Below are 15,888 nucleotides of genomic sequence, written 5' to 3' on the forward strand. Positions count from 1 at the left end.
AACCTTTTTTTGACTTTTTTTTAAACCACTGATAATATGATTCTTGTAGCCAATCTTTTTGCAAATCTTTACAAATACAAAACAAAAGTTAACTGTTTAGCCCCGATTGAAGAGGCTACCGCGTAGCCCGAAAAGCGGGAAGGCAGACCGCAAATAAAGCCCGAGCCTTTCGCTACTGAATATACTTTTGCATTATACTATATATATATTGTATGTATTTTGCGAATCTACTATATTTGCAGTCCATAAAATTTAAGGAATGATAAAGATTACACTACCAGACGGTTCGATTAAGGAGTTTGCCAGCGGCTCGTCTCCGATGGATGTTGCTAAAAGCATCAGTGAAGGATTAGCGCGAAATGTAATTTCAGCTGCTTTTAACGGTAACACTATTGAAACAGCTACTCCGTTAACGACCGATGGTTCACTCATATTATATACGTGGAATGACGCAGCAGGTAAAAAAGCTTTCTGGCATTCGACTTCGCATGTTATGGCGCAAGCTCTAGAGGAACTATATCCAGGAATTAAATTAACTTTAGGTCCGGCCATTGAAAACGGTTTTTATTACGATGTAGATTTTGGCGAGCAAAAGATTGTGGAAGCCGATTTTAAGAAAATAGAAGACCGTGTACTGGAAATCTCACGAGAGAAGCACGAATTTAAAATGCGTCCGGTTTCGAAAGCGGAAGCTTTGGAGATTTACAAAAACAATGAATATAAAACTGAGTTGATTTCCAATTTAGAAGACGGTACTATTACCTTTTGTGACCATTCTAATTTCTTTGATTTGTGTCGCGGTGGTCATATTCCGAATACCGGTATTATCAAAGCGATGAAAATCATGAGTGTTGCCGGCGCTTACTGGCGTGGTGACGAAAAGAACAAACAGTTGACTCGTGTTTACGGGATTTCGTTTCCTAAACAAAAAGACTTGACAGACTACTTAGAATTATTGGAAGAAGCCAAGCGCAGAGACCACAGAAAACTGGGTAAAGAATTAGAGTTATTTGCTTTTTCACAAAAAGTGGGTCAAGGTTTGCCGTTATGGCTACCGAAAGGGGCAGCTTTGCGTGACCGCTTAGAGCAGTTTTTGAAAAGAGCGCAGAAAAAAGCCGGTTATGAGCAAGTTGTTACACCTCATATAGGACAAAAGGATTTGTATGTAACTTCAGGTCACTATGCCAAATACGGTGCCGATAGTTTCCAACCTATTCACACACCGGCCGAAGGCGAAGAGTTCTTGTTAAAACCGATGAACTGTCCGCACCACTGTGAAATTTACAACAACAAACCTTGGTCGTACAAAGATTTACCGAAGCGCTATGCCGAGTTTGGAACCGTTTACCGTTACGAGCAAAGTGGTGAATTGCACGGATTGACTCGTGTTCGTGGATTTACACAAGATGACGCACATATCTTTTGTACTCCGGACCAGTTGGACAGCGAGTTTAAAAAAGTAATCGACTTAGTATTATATGTGTTCGGTTCGTTAGGTTTTGAAAACTTTACAGCACAAGTTTCAGTTCGTGATTTAGACAATCCGGACAAATATATAGGTAGCGTTGAAAACTGGGAAAAAGCAGAAAATGCTATTATCAGTGCGGCACGTGACAAAGGCTTGAATTACGTTATTGAAAGTGGTGAAGCCGCATTTTACGGTCCGAAATTGGATTTCATGGTAAAAGACGCCTTAGGAAGACAATGGCAATTAGGAACGATTCAGGTAGAGTACAATTTGCCGGAGCGATTTGATTTGACTTACAAAGGCGCTGACGACAAGTTACACCGTCCGGTAATGATTCACCGTGCGCCGTTTGGATCCATGGAGCGTTTTATTGCTATTTTGCTGGAACACACGGCAGGAAACTTCCCATTATGGTTGATGCCGGAGCAAGCTATAATCTTGTCATTGAGCGAGAAATATGAAAATTATGCAAAAAAAGTTTTAGAATTGCTGGAAATTCACGAAATTCGCGCCCTAATTGACAACCGTAACGAGACTATTGGTAAAAAAATCAGAGATGCGGAAGTACAAAAAATGCCGTTCATGCTGATTGTGGGGGAAGAAGAAGAGAAAAACGGAACTATTTCCGTACGTCGTCACGGTCAAGAAGGCAAAGGCAATATTAGCGTTACAATTGAAGAATTCGCTAAGATTGTAAACGAAGAAATTGCCAAAACATTAAAAACATTTGAAGTTTAACTAAAATTTATAGAGCCATAGCAATTAGAAACAACAGAGGTTACCAACCTAGAGAAGAGAAAAAAGCAGCACACCGTATTAACGAGTTAATTCGAGTGCCTGAAGTTCGATTAGTAGGTGAAAATATTGAGCCGGGAGTTTACAAAACTTCTGAAGCGCTTCGATTAGCGGAACAATTTGAAGTAGATTTGGTGGAAATTTCGCCAAATGCCGAGCCACCGGTTTGTAAACTGATGGATTACGGTAAATTCATTTATCAGCAAAAGAAACGCGAGAAAGAATTAAAAGCAAAATCAACGCAAATCACGGTTAAAGAGATTCGTTTCGGACCTCAGACTGATGAACATGATTATGAGTTCAAGCGAAAAAATGCTGAAAAATTCTTGAAAGAGGGTTCAAAATTAAAAGCTTTTGTATTCTTTAAAGGACGTTCTATTATTTATAAAGAACAAGGTCAAATCTTATTGTTGCGTTTAGCACAGGATTTGGAAGAATTCGGTAAAGTGGAAGCTATGCCGGTGTTAGAAGGAAAGCGTATGATTATGTTCATCGCACCGAAGAAAAAAGGTAAATAAGTGACTGAGTCATTGAGTTACTGATAAAACTCAGCTACGTAGCCACCCAGCTACTTAGTTACAACAAAAAGTAAGTAAGTTAAATTAAATAAACTAGGAAAAAATGCCTAAAATGAAAACAAAATCCAGTGCTAAGAAGCGATTCAAAGTAACTGGTTCCGGAAAAATCAAAAGAAAACACGCTTTCAAAAGTCATATCTTGACTAAGAAATCTAAAAAGCGTAAACTAGCGTTAACTCACTCTGCTTTGGTTCACCAATCAGATATGAAGAGCGTTAAAGAACAATTAAGGATAATCTAGTATTCAGTCGCAGTCACAGTAGGCAGTTATAAACTGAAAACTGAGACTGAAATCTGTAAACTTGACCCTTTAGGTTAAAAAATCATTTAATAACCTTGGAGTACGGCCTTAAGTTCCCTTGATTCAATTCGGGACGCCTGCTACAAAAAACACACAAAATTATGCCAAGATCAGTAAATTCAGTTGCTAAAAGAGCAAGAAGAAAAAAGATAATGAAGCAAGCCAAAGGTTTCTTTGGTAGACGTAAAAACGTTTGGACAGTTGCTAAAAACGCAGTAGAAAAAGCTATGCTTTATGCTTACCGCGACAGAAAGCAAAACAAAAGAAACTTCCGAGCTTTATGGATTCAGCGTATCAACGCCGGAGCTCGTTTGGAAGGAATGAGTTACTCACAATTCATGGGATTAGTTAAGAAAAACGGTATCGAATTGAACCGTAAAGTATTGGCTGATTTAGCTATGAATCACCCGGAAGCTTTCAAAGCTATCGTGAATAAAGTGAAATAAGAACGTTTGTACAACCACAATTTAGCTTACTTACTACAGAAAATCCCGGATAAACCGGGATTTTTTTATTGCATAAATTAATAGTTAAACCATAACTCATAACTGTTTTTTCAATAGCTACAGCTTTTACAATTAATAGTTTCTATATAGAATTGAATTTCGTTACAAATTGTTTAACTTTGATAAACCCCAAAGCTCAATTCTTGATTCAAAATTTTGTTTTAAAGTTTCAATTAAACAGCTGTGTCTATGAATAATAATACAATTGCCCTAAATAAAATTGATTATCAAAAATTATTTTTAGAGCTACCGGGGTTATATATCATTTTATCGACCGATTTGATTATTCTTGATGCTAGTGAAAAATTAACTATGGCTTCTGGGATTAGTCGAAGAGAGATGATCGGAAAAAACTTATTTGATGTTTTTCCCGAAAATCCAGATGACTTGACGGCTGACGGACAACCCAATTTAAAATACTCTCTAAACTATGTGCTTAAAAACAAAACAGCACACACCATGGCAGTACAACGCTATGATGTAAGAAATGCTGACGGCATATTTGAAGAGCGCTATTGGAGTCCCATCAATAAACCTGTTTTAAATAAAAATGGAGAGGTAGAATTTATCATTCATCGCGTGGAAGAAGTTACAGATTTCATCCAACTGACTTTAGAATCCGAAAAAGCACTACAACAAAATAGTGAATTGGAAAGTCAAATTAAGCACATGAAAATTGAAATCATCAAACGCTCCAAAGACCTTGAAAAACTTAATGCTGCACTTGATGAGAAAGTAGTCCAAAGAACTAAACATTTAGAAGAAGCCAATAAAATCATTGAGAAAAACATTATAACGCTGACCAATCAAAAAAAACAGTTAGAGGATTTTTGCAACATTATTTCACACAATCTCAGAGCACCTTTAGTAAATATCTCCATGCTGGTTGAAATGGTAGCGGAGAACTCCGTTAACAATAGGAACAATATACTCTTGGAAAAATTGGATAAAGCAGCTAAAAATCTCAACGAAACCTTTAATGAACTGGTAGAGTCAATACAAATAAGTCAGGATACTGAAATTCCTTTTGAAGAGATTGAACTTCACCATTTCGCTGAAAGCATTATCGATGGATTACAAGGTGAAATCAATAAAACAAATGCTATTATTGATATGAATTTTAATGCTGCTCCTCGATTATACTATCCTGTTAATTATATGAGAAGCATATTGCACAACTTAATTAGTAATGCTTTAAAATACTCTTCTCCCTACAGAAGACCTATTATAAAAATCACCTCAGAATCAACAAAAGAATTTACAGTTATAAGCATCTCCGACAACGGACTAGGAATAGATTTAAAAAAACATAGTGAAAATTTATTTAAAATCAGAAAAGTATTCCACAGTCATCCTGCCGCCAAAGGATTTGGATTATTCATCACAAAATCACAAGTGACTGCCTTAGGTGGGAAAATTTGGGTAGAAAGTGAACCGGATGTAGGCAGTACCTTTTTTGTAGAATTTATCAATCAACCAAATGAAATCACCCAGTAACATAATGCTAATAGATGATGATGAAATTTTTACCTACATCATCAAAAAAATAATCGAAGAATCTGATATTGCAGAGCATATCAATATTTTCAGCAATGGAAGGGACGCCATAAATTACCTTAGTGAAGTAGCTAACGAAGTGGTTCTTTTACCCAAAGTTATTTTCTTAGATCTCAATATGCCTTTACTTGATGGCTGGGGATTTTTGGATGAATACATCAGATTAAAACCAAAATTATGTCGAAAGATTAATCTCTACGTCATTACTTCATCCGTATCCCATTACGATCATGAAAAATCAAAAGAATACAGTGACATTACCGATTTTATTGTAAAACCGTTAGCCAAAGAAAAATTTATAGCCATCATTAAAAAATTATCCAACGGATGATGAATTCAATCTAAAACGGTGAACGAATAATATAAAAATCTACACTAGTTAAAAAAATCATAACATTCCTATGAATCCGTAAATTAGTATTAATTTGCTAGGGTTTTTATTAATTTACATTAATCACTAATTATGAACAAAATCAGACTCTCGTTATTTTTTTCGATGGCGTTTTTGTTGTGTTCCGGAGTTACGGTAGCGCAAGATAAATCAGAACGTAAGAAGAAGAATAAAAAAGAATTAGCTACGACTAAAACCGATTCGACTAAAGCAAAAAAAGCACCTAAACTGTCTATTTCAGACAAAGTAAAAAGCAGTAAAAAAACTGAAGGACTATTTACTATCTACCAAGATACAGTTACCGGAAGCATTCAGCTTTACATTAAAAAAGAACAACTAAACAAGGAATTTATTTACCAGAGTTACTCGATGAACGGCCCAACTACTTTAGGCTTAAACCAAAGTATGCACCGAGCTACAAATGTTTTCAATATCAAAAAAGCCAATGATAAAATTGAGTTCGGTTTGGTAAACACTAACTTTTATTATGACAAAAACAATGCCGTTAGTAAAACCGCCGGTACCGATATAGCCGAAGCGATTTTCTTAGCCGAGAAAATTGTGGCTAAAGACAGCACTGGGTTTCTAATTGCTGCAGATGGATTGTTCATCAGTGAAAAATTAGATCCAGTAAAACCTATAATGCCTCCGGGAATTCCACCGGGTGCCGTTTTCAATTTAGGAAACTTCAATTCGGCTAAGTCCAAATACCACAGCATTCGCTCCTACCCTAATAATACCGACATAACAGTTGATTTGGCTTACGACAATCCTGCGCCGTTAAATGGCGGAGGTGAAGACATTACTGATGCTCGCTACGTTCGCGTTCGCATCCAGCACTCGTTCCTTGAAATGCCGGAGAACAAATTCAGACCCAGAAGAGACGATCCCCGTATTGGATATTTCGGGCAAACTGTAACCGATTTAACCAGTGTAAAAGCTACACCTTATAAAGATATTATCAACCGTTGGTACTTGACTAAAAAAGACCCGAATGCCGCCATCAGTGAACCGGTTGAACCTATCGTATGGTGGATTGAAAACACTACACCGGTGGAATACCGCCAAACTGTTATGGAAGCCGGAAACAAATGGAACGAAGCTTTTGAGAAAGCCGGGTTCAAAAATGCCGTGGTGATGAAAATCCAACCTGATGATGCGGATTGGGATGCCGGAGATATTCGTTACAATGTTATCCGTTGGGTGTCGTCTGCCTACCCAAGTTATGGTGCCATCGGGCCAAGTTTTGCCAACCCGAGAACCGGACAAATTTTAGGCTCCGATATCACTATTGAATGGTACTCAGGAAGCAGTACGCCTACCATGGACGAATTATTTTCGTTTAAAAATGAAGGCGCCAGCGAAGCCATAAATGCTCATTTACACAAAGACGGAACCGCTTGTACTTTAGCTAACGAGCTGAAAAACCAATTCTTAATGGGAACAACTTTTGCCGAAGTTAATTCAGAAGATCCGAAAACCATTTCCAGAGCACACAAAGAATTTTTATACTATTTAGTGTTGCATGAAATGGGACATACTCTAGGTTTAAATCACAATATGAAATCGAGCCAGATGTTAAGTCCGGCTGACTTACACAACACTGCCATCACCGAGAAAATCGGATTGATTGGTTCGGTTATGGATTATCCGGCCATCAACTTGGCTATGGATAAAACCAAACAAGGAAACTTCTACACTACTAAACCGGGACCATACGATTTGTGGGCTATCGAATTCGGGTACAAAGAATTTGACGAAAAAAATGAAGAAGCTGAATTGCAAAAAATCTTAAGCCGAAGTACAGATCCGAACTTAGCTTTTGGTAACGATGCCGACGACATGAGATCACCGGGTAAAGCTATTGATCCAAGAGTTATGGTTAATGACTTAAGTAGCGACGCTATAGGAAATGCAGAAGAGCGCTTCAAAATTGTTAATAGCGTAATGCCTAAATTAAAAGCAAAATACAGCAAAAACGGCGAAAGTTATGCTGAATTAAGAAGTCGTTTCAACATGCTTAACGGACAAAGAAGAAACATGGCTGCGGTGGTTAGTCGCTATGTTGGCGGTGTTTTTATCGACCGTAGTTTTGTTGGTCAAAATACTACCGTAAAACCATTCACTCCGGTTGCTAAAGCCCAACAAAAAAGAGCGATTGAAATTTTAAATAAATATGTATTGGCACCAAATGCTTTCGATGCAGACGCTTCTTTGTATCCTTACTTACAATTGCAAAGACGCGGATTCAGTTTCTTCTCCGGAACCGAAGATCCTAAGTTAAACGCCATTTACCAGTCCATTCAAACTGATGCAACTTTAGGTCACATTTTACATCCGACTACTTTACAAAGAATGTCCAATACCAGTATGTATGGCAACACTTATTCAGTAGCCGAAGTAATGACCGATTTAACCAACGGTGTTTTCAAAGCGGATTTAATTGGAAAAGTAAATATGCACCGTCAGTATTTACAAACTTACTTTGTAAAAGAAGTAATTGAAATTGCTGATATAAACAATCCTAGAAACCGTCATGATGATATTTCTAGAGCTGCAGCATGTCAGACCTTGAAAAAAATCAAATTGATGTTGGCTACTGCTACTTCAGCTGATGAAAGTACCAGAGCGCACAGAAACTATATCAGTTTCTTAATAGACAATGCCTTGGCCATCAAATAAGAGTAACGCTCTAAAAAAAAATCCCAATCTGATTAGATTGGGATTTTTTTTAATTACTCTCCTGAAACTTTCCGGATATAGTTCCATTTATGGTTATTACTTCAGTAGAACCATTTCCTTGATTCCCTTTGACGCTATTGAATGTCAAAGTATACCTATTGTTCCCTAAATCTTCAACCGTTACGCTTCCGTTATAAAGTAAATAACTATTGGTAAATCGGGTATAATTCCCGGTTCCTTGAACCCCATTAATTAAATAGGTTCCCGAAGCATCAGCTTGTGACAAAGGATAATTCACTTTAACCACCATGATATTCTGGTTCTCAGGCGAACTGCTATTACTTCCCAAAACAAAGACTGTGGCATTTTCGAACGACTGATTATCCGGATAAGCCGTTATCTCTGAAGGAATGAACTGTTCACCATCAATAGTTATTGAAGAAGTAAATGTAGCACTATCACCGTCAGAAGAACAACCTGTCATAATAGTACCGAGTAACAAAATGGATATGATGATTTTTTTCATAGTATAAATTAATTAAAAACTTCTTCTTGCGCTCCGTCAAAACTGGCATATACCATACTCGGATGCGAATCCTGATGAAAGATATTGCCTTTACTGTCGATGGCAATCGCACCGGCAAAACCATCAAAAGGTTTGAGTTCGTTGAACGTTTTCTCAAAAGCTTCGGCTAACGTAAAACCATCCGTAACTCGGGTCACAATTTTAGCCGCAACAGCACCACTTACAATATCTTCACCAACACCGGTTAAACTAACCCCGCAAAATGCGTTGGCGTAATTGCCGGCTACTGTGGCCGAATCAGAAATCCTGCCCGGAATTTCAAAACCTTTACCTCCGGTTGATGTAGCAACGGCAATTTTTCCGTTGGTATCTAAAGCGACACAACCTACCGTTCCTAATCCTTTTGAAGCCACTTTGGCTTCATACTCGGCGCGGCGTTGCGGAATTTCAGTAGAAAATTTTTCAAATCCGTGTTGACGCGCAAAATTAGTTGCACCACTTCCTCCCAATACTTTATCGTCATAACCCAATAAAACTTGGGCAACTTGTACCGGATTTTTAACTTCTTCTATGTTAATCACACCGCTCATTTTTTGAGTCGAACCGTCCATCAAAGACGCACTCATTCGGATTTTACCGTCGCTTTGAATTTGAGAACCGATGCCGGCATTAAACAAAGCATCGTCCTCCAATTCCGAAACCGCATACACTACTGTTTCCAAAGCTGAATGGTTTTGCAAATAAGCATAAGCCTTTTTAACAATGCGCAATAATGCTTGTTGCTTGGCGATTTTGGTTTCTAGATTGGTAGAAGATTCAGAGAAAAATCCGCCATGGATGATTATTTTGGACATCTTAGATCAGTTAGATTGTTAGACTGCTTAGATTATAAGATTCTAACTATCTAATATCCAAGTAGTCTATAAAGTCTGTATTAAACGTATTGCGAGGATTTAATCGTCATTTTAAAAGTATTCAAATCGAAAGTATCATTTTTACTCATCACGTGAGTCACTAAATGATTGATAGAGATAGGTTGACCGAGTTCCACTTGGGTTAAATTGGTATCTTTAATTTCACGGCCATCTACCAAAATCACCAAACCGGAACCCAAAGCTTCCATTTGACGACCGTTGGTAATTAACAAACCGGTATCTTCTCCCAATCCAATCCCCAACACTTTCGGATTGCCGACAACCGCTTGGAACAAACGACCAATACGACCTCTTTGTACAAAATGCGTATCAATCACCACATCGTCAATCAAGCCTAAACCGGAAGTAATTTTAACTTCACCTTTCAGTAAAGCTTCATGACTGCTCCCTTGGTAAATCATATTATTCGAAGCGGCTGCAGCACCGGCTGAAGTTCCGGCGTATACAAAATCTTCGTTTCGGTATTTACTAATCAACAATTCATCAAAAGGAGTTCCTCCTAAAATAGAAGTCAATCGCAACTGATCGCCACCGGTAAACATGACTACATCGGCTGCTTTCAATCGGTTTAAAATGTCAGCTTCCGAGGCTTGTTCTCTTCTTTCAATGTGCAACACATCTACATTATGAGCACCTAAATAATTGAATGCTTTCACATATTCGGGACCAATTTCGCGGGGAATTTTGGAAGCTGTAGTGATTACTTCAATTCTCGATTGTTCCTTATTTTTAGATTCTTTAATGATGCGTTTTAAAATACCTTCTTCAAAGAAATTCAAATTCTGTGGAGCGCTTTTGTCCAAATCGGTTTCCGTAAAGCTGCCTTTGTCAACCGCACCGCCAATAATGATTAGTTTGCCTTGTATATTCATGTCGGTAAAATTAGGAAAAACTTAAAACTTACCAACCCTTTTTGCGTTTTTTGAAACCAATTTATCAACGGACTTATCAAGAAACGGTATTGGCAAATTGTGTTATATTTGTGCCATGGAAATCCAACAAACCCGCATCAATAAATTCCTGTCCGAAAGTGGCTATTGCTCGCGTCGCGAAGCCGATAAATTATTGGAACAAGGCCGAATTACCATTAACGGAAAAGTACCGGAAATGGGCACTAAAGTTTCGTCGGATGATGAAATTCGAGTGGATGGCAAACTCATCTTAGAGAAAACCGAAAAACCGGTGTACTTGGCTTTCAACAAACCGGCGGGAATTGAATGCACCACCAATCGCAAAGTCCGAGATAACATAGTAGATTACATCAACTATCCCAAACGTATTTTTCCTATTGGACGCCTGGATAAAGCCAGTGAAGGATTGATTTTTATGACCGATGACGGTGATATCGTAAACAAAATTCTGCGCGCCCGAAATAACCACGAAAAAGAATACATAGTTACTGTGAATCGACCGATTACCGACCGATTCATAGAACGAATGAGTAACGGCGTTCCGATTTTAGACACCGTAACCCGAAAATGTAAAGTAGAGCAAATCAGCAAATACGTTTTCAAAATTATCTTAACCCAAGGTTTGAACCGTCAAATCCGTCGCATGTGCGAATACTTGGGCTATGAAGTTACCGCCTTGAAAAGAATTCGAATCATTAATATTTCCCTAGATGTTCACGTAGGTCGCTACCGAGAATTAACCGATGCTGAAATCAAACAATTAAACCAACTCATTGCGCCATCGAGTAAAACCGAAGAAGCGAGTTTGCCCAAACCAAAATCCAATTTGAACAGCAATAACAATTTCAACAACAACAAAAAACGCTAGATGCTTAAAACCATTTTATACATAGCTTTGGGTGGTGCCATCGGAAGTGTCCTTAGGTTTTTGACTACTGTTTTGGTGTCTAAATTTTGGACCAATCATTTTCCGTTAGCGACTTTCTTAGCCAATATTGTCGGATGTTTTTTAATTGGATTGTTCATGGGAATTTTAGAAAAAAATCAGCTAGCCGACAGTAATATGAAATGGTTCCTGATTACCGGATTTTGCGGTGGTTACACAACTTTTTCCACCTTTGGGTTGGAAAATTACAACCTGTTTCAAAATCAAAATTCTTTGCTGGCTTTCGGCTATATTGGCTTAAGCATTTTAATCGGACTTTTTGCCATTTGGCTCGGACTTTTTGTTACCAAATAAACCCCTTTTACTGAAAAAAATGTAACTTAGCCCTCTATGAAAAAAGAAGACATTTCGGCCATTCAAGAATTATTGGCTACCCCTAAAAAAATTGCTATTATTCCACACCGAAGTCCGGATGGCGATGCTATGGGCTCTACGCTAGCTTTATATCATTTCTTATTGAAGCTAAAACACCAACCTACGGTAATTGCGCCGAATGACTTTCCGAATTTTTTGGCTTGGTTACCGAGTTCGGAGACAGTGAAAATTTATGAAAACGATAAAGCCCATTGTGCACAAATCATACAAGAAGCTGAGTTAGTTTTTACCCTCGATTTTAATGCTTTGCACCGAACAGGCGAAATGGAACATGTGCTGAATAAAGTTACCGTTCCGATGGTTATGATAGACCATCATCAAAAGCCTGATGGTTATGCCACATACACTTACTCGGATACCGCTTTTGGTTCTACATGTGAGATGATTTACAATTTTATCAACTTTTTGGGTCAAAAAGAATTAATCGACACTACCATTGCGACTTGTATTTACACAGGAATCACCACCGATTCTGGTTCGTTTCGCTTTCCTTCTACCACAGGCAATACGCATCGGATAGTGGCGGAACTGATTGATTTAGGTATCCACAACAGCGAAATCCACAATTTGTTGTTTGATAACAATTCGTATAATCGTTTACAGCTATTGGGTCGCGCTTTGCAAAACATGAAAATATACCCGGAATACAAAACGTCGTATATCACGCTTACGCAAAAAGAGCTCGATGAATTCCACTACGAAAAAGGCGATACCGAAGGCATTGTAAACTATGGATTAACCATCAAAGGCATCCATTTTACAGCCATTTTCATAGAACACAGAGATGAAAACATCATCAAAATCTCTCTTCGTTCTCAAGGCAATTTTGATGTCAATCAATTTGCACGCGACCATTTTAACGGTGGCGGACACATTAACGCAGCCGGCGGAAAATCCTATGAGAGCTTGGCCGAAACTGTGAAAAAATTTGAACAATTAATTTCGAAAATAACCATTTAAGCTATGAAAAACGCCTCAAAAATAACTGCACTGCTGCTCATTCTAGTGGGCTTTGTCAGCTGTAAGCAACAACAAGCGCGTATGCCGGTTTCTCGTTCCTCGGGAACTTTCATGAAAGAATCCGTAGAGCGCAATAAAAAATTAGTGGCCGGTGAAGAAGCCCAAATCGATTCTATCATTAAAAGCAATCCTAAGATCCAATACATTGCTTCCAAAAAAGGCTATTGGTATCACTACGAAATTCGAAACGATAAAGACACCCTTCGCCCTAAAAAAGGAGATGTAGCTTCATTCGAATACGAAATCAAAGATTTTGATGGGAATGTAGTTTATTCTGAAGTGGAATTGAGACCGCAAACCTATGTGGTAGACAAACAAAACATCATGATGGGATTGCGAGATGGTATCAAACTCATGCGTAAAAATGAAAAAGTATCTTTCTTATTTCCATCGCATATGGCCTACGGCTATCATGGCGATAACAAACGTATCGGATCCAATCAACCACTAATTTGTACGGTAACCTTGCACGATTTTAAGCCTGAAACCAAATTAAAAACTGAAAATTAAGCGCAACCAAGATGAAGAAACTTTTAGTATTGGCGTTCATTTCCTTAGCCTTAGTGTCTTGTAAAGACGAACACAAAGATTTAAAAGACGGACTTTACGCCGAAATTGAAACGTCAAAAGGAAATATAATTGTAGCACTGGATTATAAAAAAGCCCCCATTACGGTGGCCAATTTCGTAACCTTGGCTGAAGGCAAAAACAACTTTGTGCCCGCCGATTTAAAAGGTAAGCCTTTCTTTGACGGCTTGTTATTTCACCGTGTAATCTCAGATTTCATGATACAAACCGGTGATCCGATTGGCAACGGTTCCGGTGATGCCGGGTATAAATTCAGAGACGAAATTACCGATTTAAGGCACGACAAACCGGGTGTATTATCAATGGCGAATTCGGGCCCTAACACCAACAGTAGTCAATTTTTCATCACGCACGTGGAAACACCTTGGTTAGATGGAAAACATTCCGTTTTTGGTCAGGTAATAGAAGGCCAAGAGGTGGTAAATGCTATTGTTCAAGGTGATGTAATGAACAGCGTTACTATTATCAGAAAAGGCGAAGATGTTAAGAAGTTTGACGCAGTAAAAATATTCAGCAACTACTTCAAAAAAGAATTGGAAAATCGAAAAAAACAAGATTTAATTGATGCGGAAAACAAACGCATTTACGACCAAAAGTACAAAGCCGTAAAAGAGCAAAAGACAATGTATTTCAACCAATTGAAAGAAAGCGCGACGAAAACAAAAAGCGGATTCAAGTTTAAAATCTTAAAAACCACTGGAGAGAGCAAACCCAAAGATGGTGCGGTGATTTACATGAATTATTCCGGATTTTTAGAAGACGGTACACTTTTTGACACCAGCAATCCTGAAGTAGCCAAACAATTTGGTATGTTTGATGAGCAAAGAGCCATGCAAAACGGTTACTCCAGCTTACCTTATCAAATGGGTTCAAACAAACTGATACCAGGATTTGTAGAAGGTGTAAGCAAATTGAAATTTGGTGAAAAAGCAGTGTTTTTCATTCCGAGTAATTTGGGTTACGGAGAACAAGGCGCTGGAGACGTTGTACCGCCAAACGCCAATCTGATTTTTGAAGTAGAACTATTAAATAAATAAACCACATTAACAATGAAAATGAAAATCACTATGCTGTGTTTGCTTGTAGCCGGATTGACCAACGGCCTAGCGCAAGTTAAAAAAACCGCAGCACCTAAAGGAAAAGCACCAGTAGCTGTGAAAAAAACGGTTGCTCCGACTCCTGCCACCGCCAACAACGAAGGTATTTTTGCTGAAATCGATACTGACAAAGGAAAAATTGTTATTCAGTTGGAATACAAAAAAACACCAATTACGGTAGCCAATTTCATTGCTTTAGCCGAAGGCACCAATGCTTCGGTAACGGATGAAAAGTTAAAGGGCAAACCCTTTTATGATGGATTAAAATTCCACAGAGTCATTACGCTCGGTAATGGAGACCAACAAGATTTCATGATTCAAGGGGGCGATCCTGCCGGTAACGGCTCCGGTGGTCCGGGCTATGCTTTTAAAGATGAATTTACCGATGCCGGTTTTGACAAACCAGGAATTTTGGCTATGGCAAATTCAGGTCCGAAAACCAACGGGTCGCAGTTTTTCATCACTGTTGCACCAACCACTTGGTTGAATCAAAAACACACTATTTTTGGTTATGTGACCAAGGGAATGGATGTGGTGAATAAAATCAAGCAAAACGATGTAATGAAAAAAGTAAGCATCATCCGCAAAGGTGTTGAAGCTCAAAAATTCAATGCCCCAAAAGTTTTTGCTGACTATATGGTTAACAAAGCGGCCGATGATGCCAAAGAAGCAGCTATTGCCGCCGAAAACAAAAGAAAGCAAGAAGAATTAGAAAAACAGAAAAAAGAACAGTACAACGCGACTTATGGCCCGGTGATTAAAGCTAAGAGCAATGCTTTAGCCGAAACTAAAGCATCAGCTACCGAAACAGCTTCGGGTTTAAAATACAAAGTTTTACAAAAGGGTAACGGTAAAAAACCGGCCGAAGGCGCAACTGTTTATATTCACTACGCAGGTTATTTAGAAGACGGAACTTTGTTCGACAGCAGTTATGAAACCATTAGTAAAGAGTTTGGTAAATTCGACGAAAACAGAGCCAAACAAAACGGCTACCAACCGTTTCCTTTCCAATACGGTAGAAAAGACGGTTTGATTGCCGGATTTTTGGAAGGTTTGAATCTGATGAATTTCGGGGATAAATATTTGGTGTACATTCCTTCCAAATTAGGCTATGGAGAAAGAGGTGCCGGGAATGTAATTCCGCCGAATGCCAACATCATCTTTGAAATTGAAATGTTTGAAACCGTTCCGACAAAATAAAAAAAAGAGTCT

Annotated in this window: 16 protein-coding genes; 13 read left to right on the plus strand and 3 right to left on the minus strand. The window is 38.4% G+C overall.

Annotated elements, in window-relative coordinates:
- Positions 1-259 precede the first annotated feature (259 nt).
- From thrS to Q0M21_RS03775, 7 genes are all read left to right on the plus strand, one after another.
- Positions 260-2,206, plus strand: a complete 1,947-nt coding sequence (gene thrS, locus Q0M21_RS03745) for a threonine--tRNA ligase (protein ID WP_295334862.1) — start codon at positions 260-262, stop codon at positions 2,204-2,206.
- Positions 2,207-2,229: 23 nt separating this feature from the next.
- Complete coding sequence (infC, locus tag Q0M21_RS03750) at positions 2,230-2,781, plus strand: translation initiation factor IF-3 (RefSeq protein ID WP_295334993.1); 552 nt, start codon at positions 2,230-2,232, stop codon at positions 2,779-2,781.
- Between the two features lie 103 nt (positions 2,782-2,884).
- Positions 2,885-3,082: a 50S ribosomal protein L35 gene (gene rpmI, locus Q0M21_RS03755; RefSeq protein ID WP_108370561.1), complete on the plus strand. Its 198-nt coding sequence runs from the start codon at positions 2,885-2,887 to the stop codon at positions 3,080-3,082.
- 161 nt (positions 3,083-3,243) lie between these two features.
- Positions 3,244-3,588, plus strand: coding sequence for a 50S ribosomal protein L20 (gene rplT / locus Q0M21_RS03760; RefSeq protein WP_295334864.1), 345 nt, complete (start codon positions 3,244-3,246; stop codon positions 3,586-3,588).
- A gap of 249 nt (positions 3,589-3,837) precedes the next feature.
- Positions 3,838-5,145, plus strand: coding sequence for a PAS domain-containing sensor histidine kinase (locus Q0M21_RS03765; RefSeq protein ID WP_295334866.1), 1,308 nt, complete (start codon positions 3,838-3,840; stop codon positions 5,143-5,145).
- A complete protein-coding gene (locus Q0M21_RS03770) occupies positions 5,129-5,536 on the plus strand; it encodes a response regulator (protein WP_295334868.1) in 408 nt (135 codons plus the stop codon). The genes Q0M21_RS03765 and Q0M21_RS03770 overlap by 17 nt, the downstream gene beginning before the upstream one ends.
- A 132-nt stretch (positions 5,537-5,668) precedes the next feature.
- Positions 5,669-8,278: a zinc-dependent metalloprotease gene (locus Q0M21_RS03775; RefSeq protein ID WP_295334869.1), complete on the plus strand. Its 2,610-nt coding sequence runs from the start codon at positions 5,669-5,671 to the stop codon at positions 8,276-8,278.
- Positions 8,279-8,327: 49 nt separating this feature from the next.
- Here Q0M21_RS03775 and Q0M21_RS03780 read toward each other — a convergent pair whose 3' ends face one another.
- From Q0M21_RS03780 to Q0M21_RS03790, 3 genes are all read right to left on the minus strand, one after another.
- Positions 8,328-8,804: a hypothetical protein gene (locus tag Q0M21_RS03780; protein WP_295334870.1), complete on the minus strand. Its 477-nt coding sequence runs from the start codon at positions 8,802-8,804 to the stop codon at positions 8,328-8,330.
- Positions 8,805-8,812: 8 nt separating this feature from the next.
- A complete protein-coding gene (locus tag Q0M21_RS03785) occupies positions 8,813-9,658 on the minus strand; it encodes an isoaspartyl peptidase/L-asparaginase (protein WP_295334872.1) in 846 nt (281 codons plus the stop codon).
- Positions 9,659-9,738: 80 nt separating this feature from the next.
- Positions 9,739-10,611: a cyanophycinase gene (locus Q0M21_RS03790; RefSeq protein WP_295334874.1), complete on the minus strand. Its 873-nt coding sequence runs from the start codon at positions 10,609-10,611 to the stop codon at positions 9,739-9,741.
- A 115-nt stretch (positions 10,612-10,726) separates the two neighbouring features.
- Here Q0M21_RS03790 and rluF point away from each other — a divergent pair, with 115 nt between their 5' ends.
- Genes rluF through Q0M21_RS03820 form a run of 6 tightly spaced genes read left to right on the plus strand, consistent with a single transcriptional unit; the run spans position 10,727 to position 15,876 of the window.
- Positions 10,727-11,518 carry a 23S rRNA pseudouridine(2604) synthase RluF gene (rluF, locus tag Q0M21_RS03795; RefSeq protein ID WP_295334876.1) on the plus strand — a complete coding sequence of 264 codons (792 nt, stop codon included), beginning with the start codon at positions 10,727-10,729 and terminating at the stop codon, positions 11,516-11,518.
- Positions 11,519-11,890 (plus strand): fluoride efflux transporter CrcB, encoded by a 372-nt coding sequence (gene crcB, locus Q0M21_RS03800; protein WP_295334878.1) that lies wholly within the window; start codon positions 11,519-11,521, stop codon positions 11,888-11,890.
- 36 nt (positions 11,891-11,926) lie between these two features.
- A complete protein-coding gene (locus Q0M21_RS03805) occupies positions 11,927-12,931 on the plus strand; it encodes a bifunctional oligoribonuclease/PAP phosphatase NrnA (protein WP_295334880.1) in 1,005 nt (334 codons plus the stop codon).
- Between the two features lie 3 nt (positions 12,932-12,934).
- Complete coding sequence (gldI, locus tag Q0M21_RS03810) at positions 12,935-13,501, plus strand: gliding motility-associated peptidyl-prolyl isomerase GldI (protein ID WP_295334882.1); 567 nt, start codon at positions 12,935-12,937, stop codon at positions 13,499-13,501.
- An 11-nt stretch (positions 13,502-13,512) separates the two neighbouring features.
- Entirely contained in the window at positions 13,513-14,616 is a 1,104-nt protein-coding gene (locus tag Q0M21_RS03815; protein ID WP_295334884.1) for a peptidylprolyl isomerase, read from the plus strand.
- Between the two features lie 12 nt (positions 14,617-14,628).
- Positions 14,629-15,876, plus strand: coding sequence for a peptidylprolyl isomerase (locus Q0M21_RS03820; protein ID WP_295334886.1), 1,248 nt, complete (start codon positions 14,629-14,631; stop codon positions 15,874-15,876).
- Positions 15,877-15,888: the final 12 nt, after the last annotated feature.

Origin of the sequence: Flavobacterium sp., assembly GCF_024710485.1 — a bacterium.
Classification (GTDB): Bacteria; Bacteroidota; Bacteroidia; order Flavobacteriales; family Flavobacteriaceae; genus Flavobacterium.

Excerpts from the sequence above, each read along its gene's own strand:
- thrS (WP_295334862.1), top strand. The coding sequence starts at position 260 with ATGATAAAGATTACACTACCAGACGGTTCGATTAAGGAGTTTGCCAGC.
- rpmI (WP_108370561.1), top strand. The coding sequence starts at position 2,885 with ATGCCTAAAATGAAAACAAAATCCAGTGCTAAGAAGCGATTCAAAGTA.
- rplT (WP_295334864.1), top strand. The coding sequence starts at position 3,244 with ATGCCAAGATCAGTAAATTCAGTTGCTAAAAGAGCAAGAAGAAAAAAG.
- Q0M21_RS03765 (WP_295334866.1), top strand. The coding sequence starts at position 3,838 with ATGAATAATAATACAATTGCCCTAAATAAAATTGATTATCAAAAATTA.
- Q0M21_RS03770 (WP_295334868.1), top strand. The coding sequence starts at position 5,129 with ATGAAATCACCCAGTAACATAATGCTAATAGATGATGATGAAATTTTT.
- Q0M21_RS03775 (WP_295334869.1), top strand. The coding sequence starts at position 5,669 with ATGAACAAAATCAGACTCTCGTTATTTTTTTCGATGGCGTTTTTGTTG.
- Q0M21_RS03780 (WP_295334870.1), bottom strand. The coding sequence starts at position 8,804 with ATGAAAAAAATCATCATATCCATTTTGTTACTCGGTACTATTATGACA.
- Q0M21_RS03785 (WP_295334872.1), bottom strand. The coding sequence starts at position 9,658 with ATGTCCAAAATAATCATCCATGGCGGATTTTTCTCTGAATCTTCTACC.
- Q0M21_RS03790 (WP_295334874.1), bottom strand. The coding sequence starts at position 10,611 with ATGAATATACAAGGCAAACTAATCATTATTGGCGGTGCGGTTGACAAA.
- rluF (WP_295334876.1), top strand. The coding sequence starts at position 10,727 with ATGGAAATCCAACAAACCCGCATCAATAAATTCCTGTCCGAAAGTGGC.
- crcB (WP_295334878.1), top strand. The coding sequence starts at position 11,519 with ATGCTTAAAACCATTTTATACATAGCTTTGGGTGGTGCCATCGGAAGT.
- Q0M21_RS03805 (WP_295334880.1), top strand. The coding sequence starts at position 11,927 with ATGAAAAAAGAAGACATTTCGGCCATTCAAGAATTATTGGCTACCCCT.
- gldI (WP_295334882.1), top strand. The coding sequence starts at position 12,935 with ATGAAAAACGCCTCAAAAATAACTGCACTGCTGCTCATTCTAGTGGGC.
- Q0M21_RS03815 (WP_295334884.1), top strand. The coding sequence starts at position 13,513 with ATGAAGAAACTTTTAGTATTGGCGTTCATTTCCTTAGCCTTAGTGTCT.
- Q0M21_RS03820 (WP_295334886.1), top strand. The coding sequence starts at position 14,629 with ATGAAAATGAAAATCACTATGCTGTGTTTGCTTGTAGCCGGATTGACC.